The sequence below is a fragment of the Streptomyces sp. NPDC111802 genome (genome assembly GCF_055634335.1).
The window spans coordinates 35,722-60,910 of the sequence record NZ_JBVKCZ010000027.1 but is presented as its reverse complement, the minus strand read 5'-3'; the positions used below and the strand labels follow the sequence as shown (position 1 = coordinate 60,910).

At 71.8% G+C, this 25,189-nt stretch carries 20 protein-coding genes; 5 read left to right on the top strand and 15 right to left on the bottom strand.

All coding sequences use genetic code 11. From position 1 onward, the window contains the following. Positions 1-8: 8 nt before the first annotated feature. The 3 genes from ACZ7NC_RS27720 to ACZ7NC_RS27710 form a co-directional block, all read right to left on the bottom strand. On the bottom strand, positions 9-1,145 hold the full coding sequence (locus tag ACZ7NC_RS27720; RefSeq protein WP_471492185.1) for a carbohydrate kinase family protein: 1,137 nt from the start codon (positions 1,143-1,145) through the stop codon (positions 9-11). A gap of 138 nt (positions 1,146-1,283) precedes the next feature. Further along, entirely contained in the window at positions 1,284-1,427 is a 144-nt protein-coding gene (locus ACZ7NC_RS27715) for a hypothetical protein (protein ID WP_471492184.1), read from the bottom strand. Further along, the gene (locus ACZ7NC_RS27710; RefSeq protein ID WP_471492260.1) at positions 1,424-2,362 is read right to left on the bottom strand and encodes a 5-dehydro-4-deoxyglucarate dehydratase; all 939 of its coding nucleotides are present in this window, start codon (positions 2,360-2,362) and stop codon (positions 1,424-1,426) included. Before ACZ7NC_RS27710 ends, ACZ7NC_RS27715 begins: the two co-directional genes overlap by 4 nt. 137 nt (positions 2,363-2,499) lie before the next feature. Between ACZ7NC_RS27710 and ACZ7NC_RS27705 the strand changes: the two genes are divergently transcribed. Both ACZ7NC_RS27705 and ACZ7NC_RS27700 read left to right on the top strand, forming a co-directional pair. Further along, entirely contained in the window at positions 2,500-3,294 is a 795-nt protein-coding gene (locus tag ACZ7NC_RS27705; RefSeq protein ID WP_471492183.1) for an IclR family transcriptional regulator, read from the top strand. 209 nt (positions 3,295-3,503) lie between these two features. Then, the gene (locus ACZ7NC_RS27700) at positions 3,504-4,739 is read left to right on the top strand and encodes an MFS transporter (RefSeq protein WP_471492182.1); all 1,236 of its coding nucleotides are present in this window, start codon (positions 3,504-3,506) and stop codon (positions 4,737-4,739) included. Here ACZ7NC_RS27700 and ACZ7NC_RS27695 read toward each other — a convergent pair. The 9 genes from ACZ7NC_RS27695 to hrcA form a co-directional block, all read right to left on the bottom strand. Then, on the bottom strand, positions 4,732-5,724 hold the full coding sequence (locus ACZ7NC_RS27695; RefSeq protein WP_471492181.1) for an adenosine deaminase: 993 nt from the start codon (positions 5,722-5,724) through the stop codon (positions 4,732-4,734). The two genes, ACZ7NC_RS27700 and ACZ7NC_RS27695, sit on opposite strands and share 8 nt — an antisense overlap. A gap of 20 nt (positions 5,725-5,744) precedes the next feature. Next, on the bottom strand, positions 5,745-6,650 hold the full coding sequence (locus tag ACZ7NC_RS27690) for a ribonuclease Z (protein WP_471492180.1): 906 nt from the start codon (positions 6,648-6,650) through the stop codon (positions 5,745-5,747). A gap of 12 nt (positions 6,651-6,662) precedes the next feature. Further along, positions 6,663-7,016, bottom strand: coding sequence for a histidine triad nucleotide-binding protein (locus ACZ7NC_RS27685; protein ID WP_471492179.1), 354 nt, complete (start codon positions 7,014-7,016; stop codon positions 6,663-6,665). Between the two features lie 119 nt (positions 7,017-7,135). Further along, complete coding sequence (locus ACZ7NC_RS27680) at positions 7,136-10,327, bottom strand: S41 family peptidase (protein WP_471492259.1); 3,192 nt, start codon at positions 10,325-10,327, stop codon at positions 7,136-7,138. Between the two features lie 181 nt (positions 10,328-10,508). Continuing rightward, positions 10,509-11,024, bottom strand: a complete 516-nt coding sequence (locus tag ACZ7NC_RS27675) for a hypothetical protein (RefSeq protein ID WP_471492178.1) — start codon at positions 11,022-11,024, stop codon at positions 10,509-10,511. Between the two features lie 235 nt (positions 11,025-11,259). Next, a complete protein-coding gene (locus ACZ7NC_RS27670) occupies positions 11,260-12,015 on the bottom strand; it encodes a 16S rRNA (uracil(1498)-N(3))-methyltransferase (protein WP_471492177.1) in 756 nt (251 codons plus the stop codon). After that, complete coding sequence (locus ACZ7NC_RS27665; RefSeq protein ID WP_471492176.1) at positions 12,012-13,097, bottom strand: nitronate monooxygenase; 1,086 nt, start codon at positions 13,095-13,097, stop codon at positions 12,012-12,014. The genes ACZ7NC_RS27670 and ACZ7NC_RS27665 overlap by 4 nt, the downstream gene beginning before the upstream one ends. Positions 13,098-13,174: 77 nt before the next feature. Further along, positions 13,175-14,311 carry a molecular chaperone DnaJ gene (dnaJ, locus tag ACZ7NC_RS27660; protein ID WP_471492175.1) on the bottom strand — a complete coding sequence of 379 codons (1,137 nt, stop codon included), beginning with the start codon at positions 14,309-14,311 and terminating at the stop codon, positions 13,175-13,177. Further along, the gene (hrcA, locus tag ACZ7NC_RS27655) at positions 14,312-15,328 is read right to left on the bottom strand and encodes a heat-inducible transcriptional repressor HrcA (protein WP_471492174.1); all 1,017 of its coding nucleotides are present in this window, start codon (positions 15,326-15,328) and stop codon (positions 14,312-14,314) included. A gap of 165 nt (positions 15,329-15,493) precedes the next feature. On the opposite strand from hrcA, the gene ACZ7NC_RS27650 reads away from it, so the two are divergent. Together ACZ7NC_RS27650 and ACZ7NC_RS27645 are read left to right on the top strand one after the other, a co-directional pair. Beyond that, positions 15,494-16,237 (top strand): MBL fold metallo-hydrolase, encoded by a 744-nt coding sequence (locus ACZ7NC_RS27650; protein WP_471492173.1) that lies wholly within the window; start codon positions 15,494-15,496, stop codon positions 16,235-16,237. A gap of 31 nt (positions 16,238-16,268) precedes the next feature. Continuing rightward, positions 16,269-17,084, top strand: coding sequence for a DUF3097 domain-containing protein (locus ACZ7NC_RS27645; RefSeq protein WP_471492172.1), 816 nt, complete (start codon positions 16,269-16,271; stop codon positions 17,082-17,084). Here the strand turns inward: ACZ7NC_RS27645 and ACZ7NC_RS27640 are convergent. The 3 genes from ACZ7NC_RS27640 to ACZ7NC_RS27630 form a co-directional block, all read right to left on the bottom strand. Further along, the gene (locus ACZ7NC_RS27640; RefSeq protein ID WP_471492258.1) at positions 17,062-17,616 is read right to left on the bottom strand and encodes a Uma2 family endonuclease; all 555 of its coding nucleotides are present in this window, start codon (positions 17,614-17,616) and stop codon (positions 17,062-17,064) included. The two genes, ACZ7NC_RS27645 and ACZ7NC_RS27640, sit on opposite strands and share 23 nt — an antisense overlap. A gap of 82 nt (positions 17,617-17,698) precedes the next feature. Then, positions 17,699-18,931, bottom strand: a complete 1,233-nt coding sequence (gene hemW / locus ACZ7NC_RS27635; RefSeq protein WP_471492171.1) for a radical SAM family heme chaperone HemW — start codon at positions 18,929-18,931, stop codon at positions 17,699-17,701. A gap of 27 nt (positions 18,932-18,958) precedes the next feature. Next, positions 18,959-20,935 carry a SpoIIE family protein phosphatase gene (locus ACZ7NC_RS27630; RefSeq protein ID WP_471492170.1) on the bottom strand — a complete coding sequence of 659 codons (1,977 nt, stop codon included), beginning with the start codon at positions 20,933-20,935 and terminating at the stop codon, positions 18,959-18,961. 102 nt (positions 20,936-21,037) lie between these two features. On the opposite strand from ACZ7NC_RS27630, the gene ACZ7NC_RS27625 reads away from it, so the two are divergent. Continuing rightward, positions 21,038-25,186: a HAMP domain-containing protein gene (locus tag ACZ7NC_RS27625; RefSeq protein ID WP_471492169.1), complete on the top strand. Its 4,149-nt coding sequence runs from the start codon at positions 21,038-21,040 to the stop codon at positions 25,184-25,186. Positions 25,187-25,189: the final 3 nt, after the last annotated feature.

Here is a 25,189-nt window from a genome sequence, read left to right as displayed (position 1 = left end):
GGCCGCTCTCACGCCGACCGTCTGAAGCCGATCGTCGGCACCGCCCTGCGCAGCGGCCAAGGTCTTCCCGCCTCCTTCGGCACCAGGTCCGCCAGGAACGCGTACCGGCGCAGGGCCTCGGGGTCCTGCCGGTCGAGGGACTGGACCTGGCGCCACCATGCGCCGATCTCGGCCCAGCCGGGGGCGGACAGGGAGCCGCCGAACTCCTGCACCGAGAGGGCGGCGGTCAGGCCCGCGAAGGCCAGGCGGTCCGCCAGGGGCCAGTCGGCCAGGGTGCCGGTGACGAAGCCGGCCACGAAGACGTCACCGGCGCCCGTCGGGTCCAGCGCCTCCACGGCGATGGCGGGGACCTCGGCCGTCTCCCCGGTCCTGCCGTCCACCGCGTACGCGCCCTCCGCGCCGAGGGTGACCACCGCCAGCGGGACGTGCGCGGTCAGGGCGTGGGCCGCCTTGCGGGGGCAGTCGGTGCCCGTGTACCGCATCGCCTCCTGCGCGTTCGGCAGGAATGCCTCGCAGTGCTCCAGGTCCGCCAGCCCCGCCAGGTCCCACGCCCCGGTGTCGTCCCAGCCGACGTCGGCGAAGATACGGGCGCCCTTGCTCGCGGCCTGGGCGATCCAGGGGGCGCGGATGCCCGGCACCAGCGAGGCCACGGCGGCCCGCGCGCGGGGCGGGCAGTCCGGCGCGGGCTCCTCCGGGGGCGGCTCGTGGCCGTGGGAGACCATGGTGCGCTCCCCCTCGTACGCCATCGAGACCGTCACCGGCGAGTGCCAGCCCGGGACCGTGCGCGACGGCGAGAGGTCGATGCCCTCGCCCTGTTCCAGCGCGTCCCAGCAGTAGTCGCCGTAGTGGTCGTCGCCGAAGGCGGCCGCGAGGGACGTCCGCAGGCCGAGGCGGGCCAGGGCGGTGGCCATGTTCGCCACACCGCCGGGGCTGGAGCCCATCCCGCGCGCCCAGGACTCCGTCCCGCGCACCGGGGCCGAGTCGAGCCCGGTGAAGATGATGTCCAGGAAGACCGTGCCCGTGAGATACACGTCCCAGGGCGGGTCGGCGGGCGCGCGCAGGCCGACGAGGGGGTCGACCTGGGCCCTGCGGTACGGCCTCGTCGCCGAGGGCCCCTTTCCGGTGGGCGCGGTGGGCGTGGTCACGGTGCGCTCCCTGACGTGATGCGGATCTGGCCAGTCTGCACCACACCACCGACAACGCCACCACGATCTTGCCCCGAGCCCCGCCTCGTCACCGACCGAGCCACGCCCCTGGCTGACGCCGGCCGGCCGAGCGGCTGATCAGGGCCGGGGCCGCCCGATCCCTCGGGGCGGGGCGGGTCGGGTCGGCGAGGGCCAGGCGGGCGAGGTCCCAGGTGAGCGCAGGCCGTCCGAGCCGGCGACCAGGATCGGGGTCAGGCGGACGTCCGTGATGGTGAGGTTCACGGGGCGGCTCCCACGAGGTCCAGTCCGGTGGCGAGCAGGGTGCGCAGGTCGGCCAGGTCGGCGGCCGACGGGTCGGTGAGCGGGGCGCGTACGGGGCCGACGGGGTGGCCGCGCAGCCGGGCCGCGGCCTTCACCAGGGACACGGAGTATCCGGGCACCCGGTCGCGCAGCTCCACGAACGGGACGTAGAAGCCGCGCAGCAGCTTGTCGACCGTGCCGTGCTCGCCGTCGGCGAGGGCGCCGAAGAAGGCGTTCGCGATCTCGGGGGCGAAGGCGTGCACGGCGGAGGAGTAGGCGGGGACGCCGACGGCGGCGTAGGCGCGGGCCTGGACCTCGGCGGTGAGGGCGCCGTTGAAGAAGAGGAAGTCCTCGGGGGCGGCGAGGGTGAGGCGCTGGAGCCGGTCGAGGTCGCTGTGGCCGTCCTTGAGGCCGATGACGCCCGGGATGCCGGCGACCCGCTTGAACGACCCGACCGTGAAGGCGACCTGACCGCGCTGGTAGGCGATGAGCGGGAGGCGGGTACGGGCCGCGATCTGCTCCAGCTGGGCGACCAGGCCGTCCTGCGGCGCGGCGATCAGATAGTGCGGCAGGACCAGGAGGGCGTCGGCGCCGGCCTCCTCGGCGATACGCGCGAAGCGGACGGCCTGCGCCCAGCCGTACCCGGTCCCGGCGACGACGGGCACACGCCCGCCCGCCTCCTCGACGGCGATCGAGACGACCTGGCGGTACTCGTCCTCGTCCAGCGAGAAGAACTCGCCAGTGCCGCAGGCGGGGAAGAGGGCGCCGGGGGCGGTGGCCAGCCGGTCGGCGACATAGGCGCGGAAGCCGTCCGGGTCGAGCGAGCCGTCCTCGTGGAAGCTCGTGAGCGGGAACGACAGCACTCCCTGCGCCATGCCGTCCCGCAGACGCCGGGCCGTGTCCGTATCGAGGCTCACCCTCGTCATCGCCCTCGTCATCCCCCTCGCCACCTCTCGCCGTCTTCCCATGTAGATCTCATCCACGTATGAGAATCGAGATTAGATAGGCGAACCAGGACCGTCAATGCCACGGTCGGCCCGATTACCATCGGCCCATGTCAGAGACAGGCGGCGTCCGCGAGGTGAAGTCCGCGGCGCGGACGGTCGAGCTGCTGGAACTCCTCGCCGCGCGCGGTGACCGCCCGGCGCGTCTCCAGGAGCTGGCCGACGAACTGGCCGTGCCGCGCAGTTCCATGTACGCGCTGCTCCAGACCCTGATCTCGCGCGGCTGGGTCCGCACCGACGTCACCGGCTCCCTCTACGGCATCGGCATCCACGCCCTGCTCACCGGCACCAGCTACCTCGACTCCGACCCGCGCGTCCGCGTCGTACGCCCGTATCTCGACGAGGCGTCCGACGCGCTGGGCGAGACGATCCACATGGGGCGGCTGGACGGCCGGGACGTGGCGTATCTGGCGACGCGCGAGTCGCACGAGTACCTCAGGACGATCAGCAGGGTCGGCCGGCGCCTCCCGGCACATGCGGGCGCCCTCGGCAAGGCACTGCTCGCCGAACGCCCCGACTCCGACCTCCCCGAGGGCCCGTACCAGGCCCTCACCCCCAACTCCCACACCACTCGCGCCTCTCTCGCCGCGGACCTCGCCGAGGTGCGGGCACGCGGCTGGTCGGTCGACCGCGAGGAGGGCGTCCCCGGCATCGTCGGCTTCGGCTTCGCCCTGCGCTACGACTCCCCGGTCCAGGACGCGATCAGCTGCTCGGTGCCGGTGGCGCGGCTGTCGGCCGAGCACGAGGAGCGAATCGTCGCGGTGATGCGGGAGATCAGGGCGAAGATCGAGGCGACGGTTCCCGGCGGGGGCGGCGGGCGCGGGGCGGTGCACTGGCGCAGGTGAGAGCGCCCGCACAAGCCGAGGAGGGCTCAGGAGGGCGGCACTTCTACCCGGCTCGCCCCATCCCAAACAGAACGTGCCTCAGATCACACCGCCCCCGCTTTTTCGCGCCTCCCCTGGCTTGATACAAATTGCCCGCGCGTTCCTGTCCGTCGACGGCCTGCGCCCCTCCCCCTTCTGAGCCGCTCCTTTCGCATGCCCTGGGAACGCCCGTGTTCGCCCCCCGCACCACCCCCTGGCCCCTCGTCGCCCTTTTCACGGCCGGGTACCTCGCCCCGTATCTGCTGCCGACGGTCGTCGGCAGGCTCGATTCCGGACTTCCGCTCTCCCCCACCCAGGCGGGCGCAGTCGGCAGCGCGCTGCTGCTGAGTTCGGCGTCGGCGGGCTTCCTGCTGGCCTCCCGCGTCGAGCGGATCGGCGCCCGCCGGCTGGCCCGCTTCGGCCTCGCCCTGGCCCTGCTCGGCTACGGCGGCGCGGCCCTCGCGCACTCCGTCCCGGCCGTCGTCCTGGGCGTGCTGCTCGGCGGCTTCGGCTCCGGTACGGCCACCGCGGTCGCCGCCACCCGCATCGCCGCCCAGCCCGACCCGCACCGGGCCACCACGGTCGGCCTGCTCGGCGTCTCCGCCCTCGCGGGGGCCGTCTATCTGACGGTCCCGCACCTCGGCCCCGGCCATGGCCAGCCCCTGGCCGCGATCGCCCTCACCGCGCTCGCCGTATGGCCGCTGACGGGCCGTCTGCCGTCGGGCAGCGCCCCGCAACCGCAGGCGCGGCCCGCCTCCCGCCTCCCGCACCGCCGCCCCGGCCTGGTCCTCGCCGTGTGCATGCTGTGCTGGTCCCTCGCCCAGAACTCCCTGTGGGGCGTCAGCGGCCGGATCGGGCTGACGCAGGCGCAGCTGACCGAAACCACGGTCGGCGCGGTGTTCGCCGTGGCGCTCGGCGCCGGGCTGCTGGGCGTGACGGGTGCCGGCGCGCTCGGCCCACGCCTCGGCCGTGCACTGCCGATCGGCGGCGGTACGGTCCTCATCGCGGCCTGTATCGCGGTGAGCGCGTCCGCCACGGACCTGAAGACCTTCGCGACCGGCGAGATCGCCTGGAACACGCTCTACCCGATCGTCCTGTCGTACGTCATCGGCCTCGCCGCCTCCCTCGACGCGCGCGGCCGCTGGGCGGTCCTCGTCGGCTCGGCGTCTTCGCTGGGCACGGCGGCGGGACCGCTGGCCGGGAGCTTGCTGTCGGCGTGGGCCGGGTTCCCGGCGATGGGCGCGGTCCTCGCGATGGGGCTGCTGGTGATCGCCGTACCGATGACGGTCGTGGCGCTCGGCAGCCGGAGCTCCCGGAGGACGGTCGAGATCGCCGAGGGCATCGAGGTCGTGGAAGTCGTCGAGATCCCGTTGGACACCGTCGAAGCCACCCCGGCCGCACCCGACCGCCTGACCCCGGCTACGTGAACTCGTAGGCCTCCACCTCGGCCAGGTACCGCGCCCGCAGCTCCTCGTCGTCCTCCAGGAAGGAGGCGAGGAACGAGTTGCGGGCGAGTTCCCGGAGCCGTTCCCCGGTCAGGCCGAGGGTCTGCCGTACGGCGTCGAAGTTGTCGCCGGCGTACCCGCCGAAGTAGGCCGGGTCGTCGGAGTTGACCGTGCACATCAGCCCGGCGTCGAGCATGGCGGGCAGGGGATGGTCGGCGAGGGTGTCGACGGTGCGCAGCCGCACGTTCGACAGCGGGCACAGGGTCAGCGGCACCCGCTCCCGCACCAGCCGCTCGACCAGCGCCGGGTCCTCCATGCACCGCAGCCCGTGGTCGACGCGCTCGACGCCGAGGACGTCGAGGGCCTCGGTGATGTACGCGGGCGGCCCCTCCTCGCCCGCGTGCGCGACGCGCCGCAGGCCGAGCGCGGCGGCGGCCTCGTACACCTCGCGGAACTTCACCGGCGGATGCCCGACCTCGGCCGAGTCGAGGCCGATGCCGGTGATCCGGTCGAGATACGGCTCGGCGGCGCGCAGCGTGTCCATGGCCGACTCGGCGGAGTCGTCGCGCAGGAAGCACATGATGAGCCGGGTGGAGACCCCGTGGTTCGCCTCGCTGCTCCCCAGCGCCCGCCACAGCCCCTCGACGACCGTGCCCAGCTCCAGCCCGCGCTTGGTGTGCGCCTGCGGGTCGAAGAAGATCTCCGCGTGCCTTACGCCCTGGGCGGCGGCGCGGGCGAGGTAGGCGTTCGCGAGGTCCGCGAAGTCCTGCTCGGTGCGCAGGACGGCCATGAGCTCGTAGTACAGGTTCAGGAAGGACTGGAGGTCCTCGAACTGGTAGGCCTTGCGGAGCTCTTCGGCGTCGCCGTACGGGAGCTCGACGCGGTTACGGGCGGCCAGTTCGAAGGCGAGCTCGGGTTCGAGGGTGCCTTCGATGTGGAGGTGCAGTTCTGCGGTCGGGAGGGGCATCGGAGCATCGTACGGCGATGCTATCGACGCTTCGGCAGCGGCACCCGCAGCAGGTCGTGGGCCACGGTCAGCTCCCCGTCGAAGCCGGCGTCGCGTGCCTGCCGCTCGAACTCGTCGGGGTCGGTGTAGCGCTGGCTGAAGTGGGTGAGCACGAGATGCCGCACGCCGCAGTCGAGCGCGACACGGGCGGCCTGACCGGCGGTCAGATGCCCGTGCTCGGCGGCGAGTTCGGCGTCCTCCGCCAGGAAGGTGGACTCGATGACGAGCATGTCGCAGCCGTCAGCGAGGGTGTACACCCCGTCACACAGCCGGGTGTCCATGACGAACGCGAACCGCTGCCCGCGCCGGATCTCGCTCACGTCGTCCAGCGAGACCCCGCCCAGCGCCCCTTCCCGCTGGAGCCGCCCGACGTCCGGCCCCTTGATGCCGTGCGCGGCGAGCCGTTCGGGCAGCATGCGGCGGCCGTCGGGCTCGACGAGGCGATAGCCGTACGACTCGACGGGGTGCGAGAGCCGGGCGGTGTGCAGCGTGTAGCCGCCGGTGTCGGCGATGACGCCGTCGGAGCTGATCGGGACCTGTGCGATGTCGACGGTCTCGCGGTAGGCGGTGGCGTACCGCAGCCGGTCGAAGAAGCGCTGCCCGGAACGCGGGTAGTACGCGGTGACGGGGTGCGGAACCTTGTCGAGGTTGATCCGCTGGATGACCCCGGCGAGCCCCAGCGAGTGGTCGCCGTGGAAGTGGGTGACGCAGATCCGGTTCAGATCATGGGCGGCCACTCCCGCACGCAGCATCTGCCGCTGTGTGCCCTCGCCGGGATCGAAGAGAAACCCCTCGCCGTCCCACCGCAACAGATACCCGTTGTGGTTCCGGTGCCGGGTCGGGACCTGGCTCGCTGTCCCGAGAACGACCAACTCACGTACGGACACGACGACTTCGACCTAGCCGGGGGGCCACTGCATGCCGCGGCCGCCCAGGATGTGGGCGTGGGCGTGGAAGACGGTCTGGCCGGCGCCGGTGCCCGTGTTGAACACGATGCGGTAGCTCTCCAGCTTTTCCTCGTCGGCGACGACCTGGGCCTCGCGCAGGACGTCCGCGGCGAGCGTCGGTTCGGCGGTGGCGAGCGCGGCGGCGTCCGGGTAGTGCGCCTTGGGGATGATCAGGACGTGGGTGGGCGCCTGGGGGTTTATGTCGCGGAACGCGACGGTCGTCCCCGACTCCCGCACGATCGTCGCCGGAACATGTCCCTCGACGATCTTGCAGAACAGACAGTCGTCCTGCGGCTCCCCTGCCATGTTCCCTCCGGGGGTCGGGCGCGTGGTTTACGTCAGGCATCGTATCGTCGTCGGCCGCGGTGATCGGTGGCTGGTCGCGCCCACGCGGCGGAGCCGCACATCGGTACGGCCCCGCGCCCCTACTGGGTCGGCAGGGTCGGCGGCGTCTTCGCGGGACTGGTCTCCAGCCCCTCCAGCGCTATCCGGATCGCCTCGTCCAGCTGGGCGTCCCGGCCCGCCGCCCAGTCCTGCGGCCGCTGGACCACCTCCACGTCCGGGTCGACGCCGTGGTTCTCCACGTCCCAGCCGTACCCCTCCAGCCAGATGGCGTACTTCGGCTGGGTGATCAGCGTGCCGTCGACCAGCTGGTACCGGCTGTCGATGCCGATCACGCCGCCCCACGTCCGCGTCCCCACCACCGGTCCGAGCCCCAGCGCCTTGATCGCCGCGTTGACGATGTCCCCGTCCGACCCCGAGAACTCGTCCGCCACCGCCACCACGGGCCCGCGCGGAGCGTCCTGCGGATAGCTGTACGGCCGCATTCCGCGCGGCAGTTCCCAGCCGACGATCTTTCGCGCCAGCTTCTCCACGACCAGCTGGGAGGTGTGCCCGCCGCCGTTCTCGCGGACGTCCACGACGAGTCCCTCCCGCGCCACCTCGACCCTGAGGTCACGGTGGATCTGGGCCCACCCCGGCGCCTGCATGTCCGGGACGTGGAGATAGCCGAGCCGCCCGCCGGACTTCTCATGGACGTACGCCCGCCGGTCCGCCACCCACGCGTGGTAGCGCAACGGCTGCTCGTCGGCGATCGGCACCACGACCGCGTGCCGTGCCTCACCGCCCCCGGCCGGCGAGATGGTCAGCTCCACCGCCTTGCCGGCCGTACCGACGAGCAGCGGGCCGGGCCCGGTCACCGGATCCACCGGCATCCCGGCCACCGCCACGATCGCGTCCCCCGCCCGCACCGCGACCCCGGGCGCGGCCAGCGGCGCCCGTGCCTCGGGGTCGGAGGTCTCCGACGGCAGGATCCGGTCGATACGCCAACTGCCGTCCGCGTGGCGGGAGATGTCGGCGCCGAGCAGCCCCTGCCGGGCCCCGCCGCCGTACCCGCCGCGCCCGGCGACGTAGGCGTGCGAGGTGCCCAGCTCGCCCTGCACCTCCCACAGCAGGTCGATCAGGTCGTCGTGGGTCGCCACCCGGTCGAGCAGGGGGCGGTAGCGGTCCAGTACGCCCGCCCAGTCCACGCCGCTCATGTCCGGCCGCCAGAAGTGGTCCCGCATGATGCGGCCGGCCTCGTCGAACATCTGCCGCCACTCGGCCGCCGGGTCGACCCTCTGACGTACCCGGGTCAGGTCCACGGTGATGTTCGAGTCGCTGTCGTCGTCGCCGGAGGCCCGCCGGTCGCTCGGTACGACCTTGAGCCTGCCCTCGGTCCACAGCAGCACCCGTTTGCCGTCGCCGCTGACCTCGAAGTCGTCGGCGTCGTCGGCGAGATGCTCGACGCGCCGCTGGAGGAGGTCGTAGCGCTCCAGCTCGGTCTTGGGCTCGGGGTCGTCGGGGGTGGCCCGGGCGGCACCGAGCGCGCCGCGCACGGGGTGCCGCAGCCACAGCACGCCGTCCTTCGCGGCCCGCAGATGCGTGTAGCGGGCGGCCTCGACCGGGAATGGCACGATCCGGTCGGCGAGCCCTTCGAGGTCGATGCGGGTGGTCGGGGTGCCCTCGCTGTCGGGCGTCTCGTCCTTGTCCGGCGCGTCGAAGGGGCGGCCGTGGCGCTGCGGGCCGAAGGGGGACGGGGTGGTCGCGGCGAGGGTGATCAGGTGCGGGCGGGAGCCGACCACGAAGGCGAGGTCGAAGACGTGCTCGTCGTAGACCGGGTCGAAGGCCCGGGTGGACAGGAACACCAGGTGCTTGCCGTCCTGCGTGAACGCGGGCGCGTAGTCCTGGAAGCGCAGCGGGGTCGCCTCGGAGACCGACAGGTCGGTGGTGTTGGCGAGCTTGAGCTGGCACAGCGGGCGCGGGCCGGGGTGCGACCAGGCGAGCCAGGCCGAGTCGGGCGAGAAGACCAGCCCGGACACATCGCCGTCGACGCTGCGGTCGACCTCGCGCACCTCGCCGCTCTCCCGCTCGACGAGCAGTACCCGGCCGTCGTGCGCGGCGACCGCCGCCCGGCTCCCGTCGGGTGCCATGGCGAGCTCCAGCACCCGCCCGAGCTGCCCGGCGGCCAGCCTGCGCGGGGTGGCCCCGGGCGCGAGGCCGGTCGCGGGGGCGAACTCCAGGGCGTCGTCGCCCTCCGCGTCCGTCACCCACACCACCCACTCCTCGCCCTCCGCCCGGAAGGTGCGCGGCAGCCGGGCCCGTACGCCGGGCTCGGCGGCGAGCGCGCGGGCGGGGCCGGAGCGGTGGGTGACCCAGTGCACGGCGCCGCGGACGGCGACCGCGCTGCCGCGGGCGGTGTGGTCGGGGGCGGCCTCCCCGAACGCGCGGGCGGCGCTCAGCGCGTACGGCTGCCGGTCGGTGCGCTGTCCGCCGAGCCGGATGTCGAGCCGGCGCGGCTCGGCGCCGTCGAGGTCGTCGAGGAGCCACAGCTCACCGGCGGAGGCGTGGACGACGCGGGTGCCGTCGCTCGCCGCGTGCCGGGCGTAGAAGCCGTCGATGGGTGTGTGCCGCCGAAGGTCGGACCCGTCGGCGAGGGAGGAGTAGAGAGCTCCCACTCCCTCGTGGTCGGAGAGAAAGGCGATCCGCTCCCCCACCCACACGGGATCTTCGAGGTTTCCGTCCAGCTCCTCGTGCAGCCGTACGAACTCCCCGCCGCCTTCCCCGTCGCGGGCGTCCCGGTCGATCCACAACTTGCCCGCCGTGCCGCCCCGGTAGCGCTTCCACCGGGCCGCCTCCAGCCCCATCGGGGCCGAGGCGAGCACCAGGTGCGGCCCGTGCACGACATCGCCGACGGGGCCGTACGGCAGGGTGGTGGCGGGACCGCCGTCGAGCGGGACCGTGTGGGCCCAGGTGCGGCGGCTGCCCGCCTGGCCCCAGGTACTGATCGCGAGGACCTGGCCGTCCGGGGTCCAGCCGCGCACCCGGGTCTGCCAACTCCCCCAGTGGGTAAGGCGCTTGGAGGGCCCGCCGTCGACCGGCGCGATATGCACCTCGGGGGCGCCGTCGCGGGTCGAGGTCCAGGCGACGGTCGTACCGTCGGGCGAGATGCGCGGCCGGGTGACCGGCACGTTGTCGGCGCTGACCCGCCAGGCCCGGCCGCCGTCGAGCGGGGCGAGCCATACGTCGTCCTCGGCGGTGAAGGCGACCAGGTCGCCATGCAGATGCGGATACCGCAGATACGAGGGCGCGGGGTGTGCGGCCGAGGAGGGTGCGGGGTGTGCGGCCGAGGAGTGTGCGGCCGGATCCGGAACAGACGTCGCGGGCTGTGTCACCTGATCACCCTAAGCAAGGGCGGCGTGCGCGAACAGCCCTTTGGATCACTTGGATCACATCCCCGAACTCCCGCGGGGGACGCGGTCACTTGCCCTCCGGCCAGCAGTTCGGGTGCTCCTTGCAGTAGACGGTCTTGGTGACGGTCACCGTGACGGTGGGACCGGGCTGCTGACCGCCGCCACCGCCCGGATTGACGGGCGAGGGCGTGGCGTCGCAGTTGCCCAGCCCGTTGACATGGAACCACTGCTTGCCGTCGATCTTGGCGACGAGGTCCCCGCGCACACAGGAGCCGCTGACGGCCCGGGTGATCCGCCCGGTGACGGTGATGTCCTTGCCGTCGCCGGTCTCCCCCTCACAGTCGACCTTGACCACGGTGTTCTCACTGGCCGTCGCCGAACTCTTCCCGCCACCGCCGTCGTACGAGCCGGTGCAGTTGAGCCACTGCACATCGGCCTTCTGCCGCTCCAGCTCCGCGGTCACGGTCTGATCGGTCGTGAACGCCACGGTCGCGGCGCTCAGCCCACCCGGATCACAGCCGGCCACCCCGCCGACGGCGACCACCGCGAGCCCGGCCGCACCGGCCACGCGCGCCACGGACATGCGGCGATCCGTACGACCCCAAATCCTCCTGAACGCCCCCATGGGAGGGCAGCTTGCCACTGTCCCGGCCGACACGGTAGGGCACATACGGCCACTCCGTGCTCTCGCTCTTTCGTTCCGCGAGGGAGGGGGCCAGGGAAGCCGAACGGCTGGGCGCTGGTCCAGATCGTCCACGCGCAGCACCCGTACGGCAGCCGTACTTGGGCGAGTTCCCCGGCGGACGGCCCTCCCGGGGTCAGGACCAGCGGCCGGTGCGGCCGAGCAGCAGTGCTGTCGCCGCGGTTCCGGCGGTGGAGGTGCGCAGGACGGTACGGCCCAGACGGTACGCCTTCGCCCCCGCCTCCTCGAAGAGGGCCAACTCCTCGGGCGCCACGCCGCCTTCGGGTCCGACGACGAGTACGATCTCGCCCTCGTCGGGCAGTTCGGCCGTCGCGAGCGGCTCGCTGCCGTAGTCGCGGTCCTCGTGCAGTACGGCGGCGAAGTCGGCCCCGGCGAGAAGTGCCGCGACCTGCTTGGTCGTCGCCGCGTCCGCGACCTCCGGGAAGCGCACCCGGCGTGACTGCTTGCCGGCCTCGCGCGCGGTGGCCCGCCACTTGCCGAGGGCCTTGGCGCCCCGCTCGCCCTTCCACTGCGTGATGCACCGGGCGGCCGCCCACGGCACGATCGCGTCGACGCCGGTCTCGGTCATGGTCTCGACGGCCAGCTCACCGCGGTCGCCCTTGGGCAGGGCCTGGACGACGGTGATCCGGGGCAGCTCCGGCGGCTCCTCGGCCACCGCGCCCAGGTCCAGCACCAGCCGGTCCTTGCCCTCGGCCGCCTTGACCACACCCTCGGCCCAGCGCCCGTGCCCGTCGGTGAGGACGACCTCCTCGCCGGTCCGCAGCCGCTTCACCGAGACCGCGTGCCGTCCCTCGGGCCCGTCGAGCACGTACTCGCTTCCGGACAGCGCGGCCCGCTCCAGCGACTCGACGACGAACACCGGCGCGGTCATCGGGCGGCACCGCCCCGCGGGAACGCCGACAACGCTGTCGACGCGACGTCCAGTTCGGCGGCCAGGACCTCCACGAGCTGCCCGGCGGGCAGTTCACGGGCCATACGGTGCCCCTGGCCCGCCCACAGGGCCATGCCCTGCGGGTCGCCGGACGTGGCGGCCTTCTTGCGCAGCGGCGAGGTGAGGTGGTGGATCTCGGGGTAGGCGGCGGGGGCGTACGGTCCGTGCTCGCGCATGAAGCGGTTGACGAGACCGCGCGCGGGGCGTCCGGAGAGGGCGCGCGTCAGCTCGGTCCGGACGAACAGCGGGTTGGTCAGCGCCTGCTTGTGCAGGGCGTTGGCGCCGGACTCCGGCGTGGCGAGAAACGCGGTGCCGAGCTGTGCGGCGCTGGCGCCGGCCGCGAGGGCGGCGGCGATCTGGCTGCCGCGCATGATGCCGCCGGCGGCGACGAGGGGAAGGCCGACCGTCTCGCGCACCTGGGCGATGAGCGACAGCAGTCCGATGCCGCTGCCGTCGGTCTCGGGGTTGTCGCGATGGGTGCCCTGATGGCCGCCGGCCTCGACGCCCTGCACGATCACCGCGTCGGCGCCGGCCCGCTCCACGGCGAGGGCCTCGTCCGGCGTGGTGGCGGTGACCAGGGTGAAGGTGCCGGCGCGGCGCAGGGACTCCAGTACGTCACCGCTGGGCACGCCGAAGTGGAAGGAGACGACGGGCACCGGGTTGTCGAGCAGCACGGCGAGCTTGGCGTCGTAGCCGTCGTCCCGCCCGCTGTCGCGGTCCCCGAGCTCGACCTCGTACCAGGCGGCCTCACCGGCCAGCTGATGAGCGTAGACGTCGACGGCCGCGGGGTCGGCGTACTCGGGCTGCGGCATGAACAGGTTGACGCCGAAGGGCCGCTGAGTCAGCCCCCGCAGCTGCTTGATCTCCTGGTACATCCCGTCGGCGGTTTTGTACCCGGCGGCGAGAAACCCGAGCCCCCCGGCCTCGGACACGGCAGCCGCGAGCTGCGGGACGGAGACGCCGCCCGCCATGGGGGCCTGCACGATCGGGCGCGGGAAGAGATCGGTCAGCGCGGAGGACATGACGGCATGTTGTCACGTCCTCCGAACAAGTCCGAATCGGGTCTGACCCTTGGCCTGGACCAGGACGCCCCGCAGGCTCAGCGACCGTTGAACGCGTCCTTCAACCGCGAGAACAACCCCTGCTGCCCGGGCTGGAACTGCCCCTGCGGCCGCTCCTCACCCCGCAGCTTGGCCAGCTCCCGCAGCAACCGCTCCTGCTCGGGGTCCAGCTTGTTGGGGGTCTGCACCTCGACGTGCACGACGAGGTCGCCGCGCCCGCCACCGCGCAGATGCGTCACACCGCGCCCGTGCAGCGGGATCGACTGACCGGACTGGGTGCCGGGCCGGATGTCGACCTCCTCCATCCCGTCCAGCGTCTCCAACGGCACCTTCGTGCCGAGCGACGCCGCGGTCATCGGGATCGTCACCGTGCAGTGCAGATCGTCACCGCGCCGCTGGAAGGTCGAATGCGGCAGCTCGTGGATCTCGACGTACAGGTCACCGGCGGGACCGCCACCCGGCCCGACCTCGCCCTCGCCGGCGAGCTGGATCCGCGTGCCGTTGTCGACACCGGCCGGGATCTTGACCGTCAGGGTCCGGCGGGACCGTACGCGGCCGTCACCGGCACACTCGGGACACGGCGTCGGCACCACCGTGCCGAAGCCCTGGCACTGCGGGCAGGGGCGGGACGTCATGACCTGGCCCAGGAAGGACCGGGTCACCTGCGACACCTCACCGCGGCCGCGGCACATGTCACATGTCTGGGCGGAGGTCCCCGGCGCCGCGCCCTCACCGTTACAGGTGTTGCAGACGACGGCCGTGTCGACCTGGATGTCCTTCGTCGTGCCGAAGGCCGCCTCGTCGAGCTCGATCTCCAGCCGGATCATCGCGTCCTGGCCGCGCCGGGTGCGCGAGCGCGGACCGCGCTGGGACGCCGTACCGAAGAACGCGTCCATGATGTCCGAGAAGTTCCCGAAGCCACCCGCGCCGAAGCCGCCGGCGCCCGCGCCGCCCGCCTGGGACAGCGGGTCGCCGCCGAGGTCGTAGACCTGCTTCTTCTGCGGGTCCGACAGCACCTCGTAAGCGGCGTTGATCTCCTTGAACCGCTCCTGGGTCTTCGGATCCGGGTTGACGTCCGGGTGCAGCTCGCGGGCGAGCCGCCGGAAGGCCTTCTTGATCTCTTCCTGCGACGCGTCGCGACGCACGCCGAGCACGGCGTAGTAGTCCGTGGCCACTTACGACTCCGCCAGGATCTGTCCGACGTAACGTGCCACTGCGCGTACCGCTCCCATCGTTCCCGGGTAATCCATGCGGGTCGGTCCGACCACGCCGAGCTTGGCGACTGCCTCGCCGCCCGAACCGTAGCCCACCGACACGACAGACGTGGAGTTGAGTCCCTCGTAGGCGTTCTCGTGCCCGATGCGCACGGTCATGCCCGAATCCCCGGCCTCGCCAAGCAACTTGAGGAGCACGACCTGCTCCTCGAGCGCCTCCAGAACGGGCCGGATGGTGAGGGGGAAGTCATGTCCGAAGCGGGTGAGATTGGCGGTGCCGCCGATCATCAGCCGCTCCTCGTTCTCCTCGACGAGCGTCTCCAGGAGGGTGGAGAGCACGGTCGAGACGGTGCCGCGGTCCTCGATGTCGAAGGCCTCGGCGAGGTCCTCGACGAGCCGGGGCACATCGGTGAAGCGCCGGCCCGCGACGCGGCTGTTGAGCCGCGCGCGTAGATCCGCCAGCGAGCTCTCGCCGAACGGCGCCGGGCAGTCGATCATGCGCTGCTCGACCCGGCCGGTGTCCGTGATCAGGACGAGCATCAGGCGCGCGGGGGCGAGCGAGAGCAGCTCGACATGCCGGACGGTGGACCGGGTCAGGGACGGGTACTGCACGACGGCGACCTGCCGGGTGAGCTGCGCGAGCAGCCGTACGGTGCGTGCCACGACGTCGTCGAGGTCGACGGCGCCGTCCAGGAAGTTCTGGATGGCGCGCCGCTCGGGCGGGGTCATCGGCTTGACGCCGGCGAGCTTGTCGACGAACAGCCGGTAGCCCTTGTCGGTCGGGATGCGCCCGGCGCTGGTGTGCGGCTGGGCGATGAAGCCCTCGTCCTCCAGGGCCGCCATGTCGTTGCGCACGGTTGCCGGGGAGACACCGAGGTTGTGCCGCTCGGTCAGGGCCTTCGACCCGACCGGCTCCTCGGTCCCGACGTAGTCCTGGACGATGGCGCGCAGCACCTGAAGCCTGCGTTCACTCAGCATCTCGCGCACACCTCCAGAAGTCGTGCCCCTTGGCGCATTTCCTGGCACTCTGTCCGTCCGAGTGCCAGCCGTCCCCGGCCCAGTGTACGGCGGTGGGGTACGCCCCGGGCAAGGCCGGGCCAGGTCCGCCGTGCTCGGCGGTGGTCTCTTGGCTAGCGTCGCCCTATGACGGTGACTTGGGAAGAGCTGGGGTGGCAGCGGCTGGCGTCGGGGGTCGGCAGGTGCCGGCTTCCGGTGTGGGACTGCACGGCGGGGCTGGTCGTGGGGGACGGCACCGCGTTGATCGTCGACGCCGGGTCAAGCCTCGCGGAGGGCGCGCGGTTGCGTACCCAGGCGCAGTGGCTCGCGGGTCACCGTGTGACTCATCTCGCGCTGACGCATCCCCACTTCGATCATGTCTTCGGGGCGGCGGCGTTCGCGGGGGCGGAGGTCTACGGCCCGGTGGGCATGGACACGGTGCTGGAGGGACGGCACGCGCGTGAGGAGCTGCGCGCGGACGCGGTTGGCAACGGTCTGGACCCGGCCGCGGCGGAGGAGGCCGTGGACGCGCTGATCCGCCCCCACCACCAGGTGAGCGGCGAGTGGACCCTCGACCTGGGCGGTGGCCGCCAGGTCCTGCTGGCGAACGTGGGCCCCGCCCACACGGCCCATGACCTGGTCGTGCTCGTGCCGGGTGAGGTCTCCGGTGATCGGGAGGTCGTCTTCTGCGGGGACCTCGTCGAGGAGTCCGGCGAGCCCCAGGCCGGCCCCGACGCCGTACCGTCCCACTGGCCGGCCGCCCTGGACCGCCTGCTGGACCTGGGCGGCGAGGACGCGCTGTACGTGCCCGGTCACGGAGCGGTGGTGGACGCGGAGTTCGTACGGCGTCAGCGAGACGAGCTCGCGTCCAGATTCGGCGTGTCGCAGTGACCGTGGGGGCGGTTCTCCTATCGTCATCCGAATGCGCCAGTACTCCCCGGACCTGACCCCGCCCTGGAAGAAGCCCAAGCCCGTCCCCGAGGTCCCGGCGGAGCCCGGCCTGGTGGTCGAGGAGCCCGGCACGGGATTCTGCGGCGCGGTGATCCGCTGCGAGGCGGGCACGGTGACGCTGGAGGACCGCTTCGGCAAGCACCGGGTGTTCCCGCTGGAGCCGCGCGGGTTCCTGCTGGAGGGCAAGGTGGTGACGCTCGTACGGCCCACGGGCGCGGCTCCGGTACGTCCCATCCGTACGGCATCCGGTTCAGTCGCCGTCCCCGGCGCACGCGCACGCGTGGCCCGCGCCGGCCGTATCTACGTCGAGGGCCGTCACGACGCCGAACTGGTCGAGAAGGTGTGGGGCGACGACCTGCGCATCGAGGGCGTGGTGGTGGAGTACCTGGAGGGCGTGGATGACCTGCCGTCGATCGTGGCCGAATTCGCACCCGGCCCGGACGCGCGGCTGGGGGTCCTTGTGGACCACCTGGTGCCCGGCACGAAGGAGTGGCGCATCGCCGAGTCGGTGACGAGTGAGCACGCGTTGATCGTGGGCCACCCGTACATCGACATCTGGGAGGCGGTGAAGCCGGCGTCCCTGGGCATCGAGGGCTGGCCGCGGGTGCCGCACGGGCAGGACTGGAAGACGGGGGTGTGCCGGGCGCTGGGGTGGCCGTCGGAGAACACCGGGGCGGTGTGGCAGGCGATTCTTAAGCGGGTGGGGTCTTACCGGGACCTGGAGCCGGAGTTGTTGGGGCGGGTGGAGGAGCTGATCGACTTCGTTACGGGTAGCGGTGGGGCTTGACGTTGCTGAAGGTGCCGAATCCGGCGGTGCCGAGTTCGATACCGAGACGTTCCATCGGGACCGGGGAACCGAACTTGCTCGTCCGCTGCACCTGGTATTCCGCTTCCTCACCGTTGCCCTTGGGCTCGGTGAACAGGACGCAGTGCGCCATGATCGGGTCAATGATCAGGTAGGCGGGCACGCCGCTCGCCGCATAGATCGCGCGCTTGACCCCGTAGTCGCGATACACGCTGGTCTTGGAGACGACCTCCACCAAAGCCGTGACAACTTCCGCGGGCAGGCATGTCCCTTGCTCCGGACCAGCGCCGCGTTCGGTCACCACCAAGTCGGGCACGGGTGCACTGACGGCGGCGAGCATGTCGACGCACTGGGTCTGGCGCCGGGACCAGTGCTCGCGGGGGATCTGGTCCACCGTCGCCGTGACGTTGCCGTTGTGCACCAGATCAGAGCTGCGCGACAGCACGATCTCCCCTCGCAGGAGCTCGGCCCTGACGCCCTCGGGCGGCTCGAACTCCTCGAAGAACTTGATCATCCGGATGTCGTTCACAGCGGCACCCTACGAATCGCGGCGCGATCCGAACCGACTTCCGGAATCGATTCACACGCCGGAGTGATCAGTCCACCAAGTCCCTGACCACCGCATCCGCCAGCAACCGTCCCCGCAAGGTCAGCACCGCACGTCCATCCTCGTACGGCCCCTCCTGAAGCAGCCCCTCCCCCAGCGCCCGCCGAGAAGCCGCAAGCCCATCCGCCCGCAGCAGCTCCAACGGCGCCCCCTCCCGCAGCCGCAGCTCCAGCAGGATCCGCTCGACCCGCCGATCCTCCTCCGACAACAGCTCCCGCCCGGCCCCCGGCGACCTCCCCGCCGCCAGCGCAGCCGCGTACGCGCCCGGATGCTTCACGTTCCACCACCGCACCCCGCCCACGTGCGAGTGCGCTCCCGGCCCCGCGCCCCACCAGTCGGCGCCCCGCCAGTACAGCTCGTTGTGCAGGCAGCGGCCCGCGGCCGAGGTCGCCCAGTTGGAGACCTCGTACCAGTCGAAGCCCGCCTCCGACAGCACCGACTCCGCGATCAGGTACCGGTCCGCGTGCACGTCGTCGTCCGTCATCGGGACCTCGCCCCGGCGGATACGGCGGGCCAGCTGGGTGCCCTCCTCGACGATCAGGGCGTAGGCCGACACGTGGTCCGGGCCGGCGCCGATGGCCGCCTCCAGCGAGGCCCGCCAGTCGTCGTCCGACTCGCCCGGGGTGCCGTAGATCAGGTCCAGGTTGACGTGCTCGAAGCCCGCCGCGCGGGCCTCCGCGACGCAGGCCTCGGGGCGACCCGGTGTGTGCGTGCGGTCCAGCACGCGCAGCACGTGCTGCTTCGCGCTCTGCATGCCGAAGGAGAGCCGGTTGAAGCCGCCTTCGCGGAGCGTGGCCAGATAGGCAGGGTCGACCGACTCCGGGTTGGCCTCCGTGGTGATCTCCGCGTCCGGCGCCAGTCCGAACTCGTCGCGGATCGCGCCCAGCATCCGTACGAGATCGTCGGCGGCCAGCAGGGTGGGCGTACCGCCGCCGACGAAGACCGTGCGGACCTCGCGCGGGTCGTCGCCGAGGACCTTGCGGGCGAGGCGGATCTCGTCGACGAGGGTCTCGGCGTAGTTGTCGCGGGACGCCAGCACTCCGCCCGTGCCGCGCAGCTCGGTCGCCGTGTAGGTGTTGAAGTCGCAGTAGCCGCAGCGGGTCGCGCAGTACGGGACGTGCAGGTAGAAGCCGAGGGGGCGGTCGGCCGCGGCGGCGAGGGCGTGCGGCGGCAGCGCGCCGTCGGCGGGGACGGGCTCGCCGTCGGGGAGTGCGGAGGGCATGCGTTCCATTCTCCCGTACCTCGCCGGTTACTCGGCCTGCAGCACCAGCAGCGCCAGATCGTCCTCCGGCGGACGCCCGCCGAACTCGTGCACCAGCCTCCGGATCCGTTCCGCGATCAGCTCGGCGTTCAGCCCCGTGCACCCGGCGAGCGCCGTCGCGAGGCCGTCGCCGTCGTCGAACTGGCGGGAGCCGCTGCGCCGCTCCGTCACCCCGTCCGTCACGCACAGCAGGGTGTCGCCGGAGCGCAGCTCGAAGGTCTCGCTGGTGTACGTCGCGTCCTCGACGACCCCGAGCAGGGTCTGCGGGTGTGCGGCGGTGTGCACCTCGCCGTCCTCGCCCAGCAGCAGCGGCAGCGGATGGCCGGCGGAGGCGAGGGTGCAGCGGATGCCGCCGTCGAAGGGGGTCAGTTCGCCGTAGAGCAGGGACAGGAAGCGGGTCTGCGGTCCGTCGCCGGGCGGGACGGGGCCGACCAGGGCGCGGGCGGCTGCGTCGGCGGCCTCCGTGGCATCGTCGAGGAGCAGCTGGTTGAGGCGGTCGAGGACGTCGGAGACCCGGTAGCCCTCGCGGGCCAGCAGCCGCAGCCAGGGCCGCGCGAGGCCGATCACCACGGCCGCCTCGGGGCCCTTGCCCTGGACGTCCCCGATGGCGAAGCACCAGCGGCCGTCGCCGGCCGGGAACAGGTCGTAGAAGTCGCCGCTCGGACCGCCCTTGTCGCACGGCTCGTAGACGAGGGCGCTGACCACCCCGGGGATCTCCGCGACGGCGCCGGGCAGCAGTCCGCGCTGCAGGACCCGGCTGATGGTGGCCTGCCGGGCGTACTGGCGGGCCGCGCCGATGGCGAGGGCCACCCGGCGGCTGAGGTCCTCCACGAGCCCGGTCACCTCGTCGGGGAAGCGCACGAGGTCGGCCCGCCCGATGACCAGGGTGCCCAGCGGGTGGCCGCCGGCGATCAGGCGGTACGCCAGCGCCGTGCCGTGCGCGTGGCGTACGCCGAGCGCCTCGCCGGGCCAGGGGTAGGGAACGGGCCCGGTGCGGTGGTTGTCGGGCGGCAGCGGCGGCTCCTTCTCCAGGGCTCGGCGCAGTTCCTCGATGAGGTTCTCGGAGCCGTGCCAGACCCGGGCGAGCCGGGGCCCGGTGCCCGCCGTGGCCTCCGCCGCCCAGCCGGCGCCCCCTGCCGCCCCGCCGGAGCGGGGGTATCCCCAGCGCCCGGCGACCTCGTCCTCCAGCCACACCGCGCACCAGTCCGCGAGCCTCGGCACGATCAGCTGGCCGGCGAGCGCGGCGACGAGGTTCTCGTCGAGCTGCCCGGCGAGCAGGTCGGAGGCCTCCGCGAGGAAGGACAGGGCGCCCCGGTTGAGCCAGTCCCACTCCCGCTCGCCGCGATGGGGCCGCCCCCGCTCGAACGGCGCCGAGAGTGGGGGCGGCTCGGGCGCGAGGATCTCGGCGACGCGCAGCCCGCGCTCCAGCGCGCGCTCCTCGGCGTACGCCTCGATGTCGTCCTTGGCCGACACGGGGTCCTCGGCGGGCAGCCGTGCCCACACGGTCTTGGCGCCGGTGCGATAGGTGACGCCCCAGGACTCCGCGAGCCGGGACACCAGCCTGAGCCCGCGCCCGTACTCCGGTGTCTCGTACGGCGCCTCCAGCTCTCCGTCGCGTGGGGCGCGCGAGGGGTGGCGGTCCAGGACCTCTACGAGGAGGGCGCCGGTGTCCTGCTCCAGCCGGCAGCTGAGCTCGACCTCGGTGCCGGCGTGCACGACGGCGTTGGTGACGAGTTCGCTGACGGCCACGACGGCGTCGTCGACGAGGCGGTCGCTGAGGCGCTCGGTGCCGGGGAGACCGGAGGCGGCCCATTCGGTGAGGGCGCTCCGTACGAGGGTGCGGGCGGAGCCCGGGGAGAGCGGGCTGCCGGGGAGGGTGGTGTGGGTCACCGTGTACCCGGTCTCCTGCGCAGGCGCATCACAGGCACGGGTGACGGTCTCCCGTTGCGCCGGAATGGCCCCCATCTACAGCTCCCCGAACGGTTCGGACGAATACGCCTCAGCGGACGCCGACAGAGTGACAGACTGACCACGCCCATAAGCACCGAGTTACCGAAGTGGGCCGCCATGAGTGAGAACCGTGCTACGCGTGTGCTCGAAGACGGACAGAAAAACGGTCAAATTCGAGCATCGGATCTGCGCCCGCTGCTCGCCGCGATGACCGCGGCCCGGGACGGCGATTTCCGCAGGCTCCCGGAGAGCAGTGACGGAGTCGTGGCCGAAATGACCGCGGTGTTCAACCAGATCATGGACCGCAGCACCCACTTCAACGGGGAAGTGCAGCGCGTCAAACGGGAGTTGATCCGGCACGGCCGCCTCGACGAGCGGCTCTCTGCGAGTCCGGGCCCGGGTGACTGGACGACCCGCGTCAATGACATCAACCATATTCTCGACGCCCTGGTGGCGCCGGCGGCGAACGCCACGCGTGTTCTCGACGCCGTGGCCGGCGGCGACCTCACCCAGCGCGTCGACCTGCATGACGGCAGCCGCCAGTTACGCGGCGACCTGCGCCGGCTCGGCCGGGCCGTGAACAAGATGGTCGACCAGCTCTCCCTGTTCACCGGCGAGGTCACCCGCGTGGCCCGCGAGGTCGGCACCGAGGGCCGGCTCGGCGGACGCGCCAAGGTGCAGGGACTGTCGGGCAGTTGGCGGGACGTGACCGAGGCGGTCAACGCGATGGCGTCCCGGCTGACGGCCCAGGTGCGGGACATCGCGGCGGTGACGACGGCCGTGGCCCGCGGCGACCTGACCCGCACGGTAACCGTCGAGGCGACCGGTGAGCTGCTGGAACTGAAGCTGACCGTCAACACGATGGTGGACCAGCTCTCCGCGTTCGCCGACGAGGTGACGAGGGTCGCCCGCGAGGTCGGTACGGAAGGCCAGCTGGGCGGACGGGCCCAGGTGCGGGGCGTCTCCGGGGTGTGGAAGGACCTCACCGACAACGTCAACTTCATGGCGTCGAACCTGACCTCCCAGGTCCGCAACATCGCCCAGGTGACCACCGCGGTGGCCAACGGCGACCTGTCGCAGAAGATCACCGTGGACGCGAAGGGCGAGATCCTGGAGCTGAAGTCGACCATCAACACGATGGTGGACCAGCTCTCCGCCTTCGCCGACGAGGTCACCCGCGTCGCCCGCGAGGTCGGCACCGAGGGCAACCTCGGTGGCCGGGCCCAGGTGCGAGGGGTCTCCGGCGTCTGGAAGGACCTCACCGACAACGTCAACTTCATGGCGGACAACCTCACTTCCCAGGTCCGCAACATCGCCCTGGTCTCCACCGCGGTCGCCCAGGGCGACCTCGGCAAGAAGATCACGGTCGAGGCGAAGGGCGAGATCCTGGAGCTGAAGTCGACCATCAACACGATGGTGGACCAGCTCTCCGCCTTCGCCGACGAGGTCACCCGCGTCGCCCGCGAGGTCGGCACCGAGGGCAACCTCGGTGGTCAGGCCCAGGTGCGAGGCGTCTCCGGCGTCTGGAAGGACCTCACCGACAACGTCAACTTCATGGCGCTCAACCTGACCTCGCAGGTCCGCAACATCGCCCAGGTCACCACCGCCGTCGCCAACGGCGACCTGTCGAAGAAGATCACCGTCGACGCCCGCGGCGAGATCCTCGAACTGAAGGACACCGTCAACACGATGGTGGAGCAGCTGCGTGCCTTCGCCGACGAGGTGACGAGGGTCGCCCGCGAGGTCGGCACCGACGGCCGACTGGGCGGACGGGCCCAGGTGCTCGGGGTCTCCGGCGTGTGGCGGGACCTGACCGACAACGTCAACTACATGGCGGACAACCTGACCTCCCAGGTCCGCAATATCGCCCAGGTCACCACCGCCGTCGCCAACGGCGACCTCTCCAAGAAGATCGACGTGGACGCGCGCGGCGAGATCCTGGAGCTGAAGACCGCCATCAACACGATGGTCGACACGCTCTCCTCCTTCTCCTCCGAGGTCACCCGCGTGGCCCGCGAGGTCGGCTCCGAGGGCCAACTGGGCGGCCAGGCACGGGTGGAGGGCGTGTACGGCACCTGGAAGCGCCTGACGACGAACGTGAACGAACTCGCGCTGAACCTCACCACCCAGGTCCGCGCGATCGCCGAGGTCGCCTCCGCGGTGGCCCAGGGCGACATGTCCCGCTCGATCACCGTGGAGACACAGGGCGAGGTCACCGAGCTGAAGGACAACATCAACCTGATGGTGGCCAACCTCCGCGAGACCACGCGCGCGAAGGACTGGCTGGAGTCCAACCTGGCCCGCCTCGCCGCCCTGATGCAGGGCCACCGCGACCTGATGGAGGTCGCCGATCTGCTGCTGCGCGAGCTGACCCCGCTGGTGAACGCCCAGTACGGCGCGTTCTTCCTGGCCGACCCGGACGAGGAGAGCGCCGCGCTGCGCACCACCGTGCCCGCGAAGGGACTCGCGTTCATCGCCGGGTACGGCTCGGCGCAGGGCACGACCATCGAGACGGGCGGCCTCCCGGTGCACGGGCTGGTGCGGCAGGCGGCCCGCGAGAAGAAGCGGATCCTCGTCGAGGAGGCCCCGCCGGACTACATCAAGATCAACAGTGGGCTCGGTGAGGCGGCGCCCACCAGCGTCGTCATCATCCCGATCCTCTTCGAGGACAAGCTCCTCGGCGTGATCGAGCTGGCGTCCTTCTCCCGCTTCTCCGATGTGCACCTGGCGTTCTTCGACCAGTTCGTGAACACCATCGCCGTCGCGATCAACACCATCATCGCCAACTCCCGTACGGAGTCCCTGCTCGGCGAGTCCCAGCGCCTGGCCATGCAGCTCCAGGAACGCTCGGACGAACTCCAGAAGCAGCAGGCGGAGTTGCAGCGCTCGAACGCCGAACTGGAGGAGAAAGCCGCCCTGCTGGCGACGTCGTCCCAGTACAAGTCGGAGTTCCTGGCGAACATGTCGCACGAGCTGCGTACTCCCCTGAACTCCCTGCTGATCCTGGCCCGTCTGCTCTCCGACAACCCGGACGGCCATCTCTCCGACCAGGAGGTGCAGTTCGCGACGACGATCCACCGGTCGGGCTCGGACCTGCTCCAGCTGATCAACGACATCCTGGACCTGTCCAAGATCGAGGCCGGCCGGATGGACGTACGCCCGAAGAAGCTGCCGCTGATCAAGCTCCTGGACTACGTCCACGCCACGTTCCGCCCGCTCACCCTGGACCGGGGGCTCGCCTTCGAGGTGTCGGTCGGCGAGGACGTGCCGCGCGAGATGTACTCGGACGAGCAGCGTCTGCAGCAGATCCTGCGCAACCTACTGTCCAACGCGATCAAGTTCACCGCGTCGGGCAAGGTGGAGCTGCGCGTGAACCGGCTGAAGGATCCGGAGCGCCGAGGGGGGTCCCCCCGCTCGAGCGAAGTCGAGAGTGGGGGAGTGCGTGAGAGCGACGAGGTGATCGCCTTCGCGGTCTCCGACACGGGCATCGGCATCGCGGCGGAGAAACTCCCGGTGATCTTCGAGGCGTTCCAGCAGGCCGACGGCACGACCAACCGCAAGTACGGCGGCACGGGCCTCGGCCTGTCCATCAGCCGGGAGATCGCGGGCCTGCTGGGCGGCCGTATCGTCGCCGAGAGCGAGCCCGGCATCGGCTCCACGTTCACGCTGTACGTCCCGGTCCTCAGCCCCGGTCACGCCGCGACCGGCCCGACGCCCGAGGACCGTTCGCTGCCGGTGCCGCAGCAGTTGTCGACGGAGCCGTTCCACGCGTCCCACGAGGCGGACGACTCCTGGCCGACGCCGACCAAGCTGGAGGCGTGGCAGACGGGCCGGGCGGGCCGGGTCCTCCCGGGCCGGCGGGTGCTGATCGTCGACGACGACATCCGCAACGTCTTCGCGCTCACCCATGTGCTGGGCCGGGTCGGCATGCCGGTCCTGTACGCGGAGAACGGCCGTGAAGGCATCGAGACACTGGAGCGCACCCCGGATGTCGAACTCGTCCTGATGGACATCATGATGCCGGAGATGGACGGATACGAAACGATCTCCGCCATCCGTCGCACCCCGCGCTGGACGGACCTGCCCATCGTCGCGCTGACCGCCAAGGCCATGCTCGGCGACCGGGAGAAGTCCATCGCGCGGGGCGCCAACGACTACGTACCGAAACCGGTGGACGTGGATCAGCTGCTCACCGTCGTCTGCGACCTCCTGGACCCCGAGGGCGCACCGGAATCGGCGGAACCGGAGAAGACGGAGACTGAATGAGGC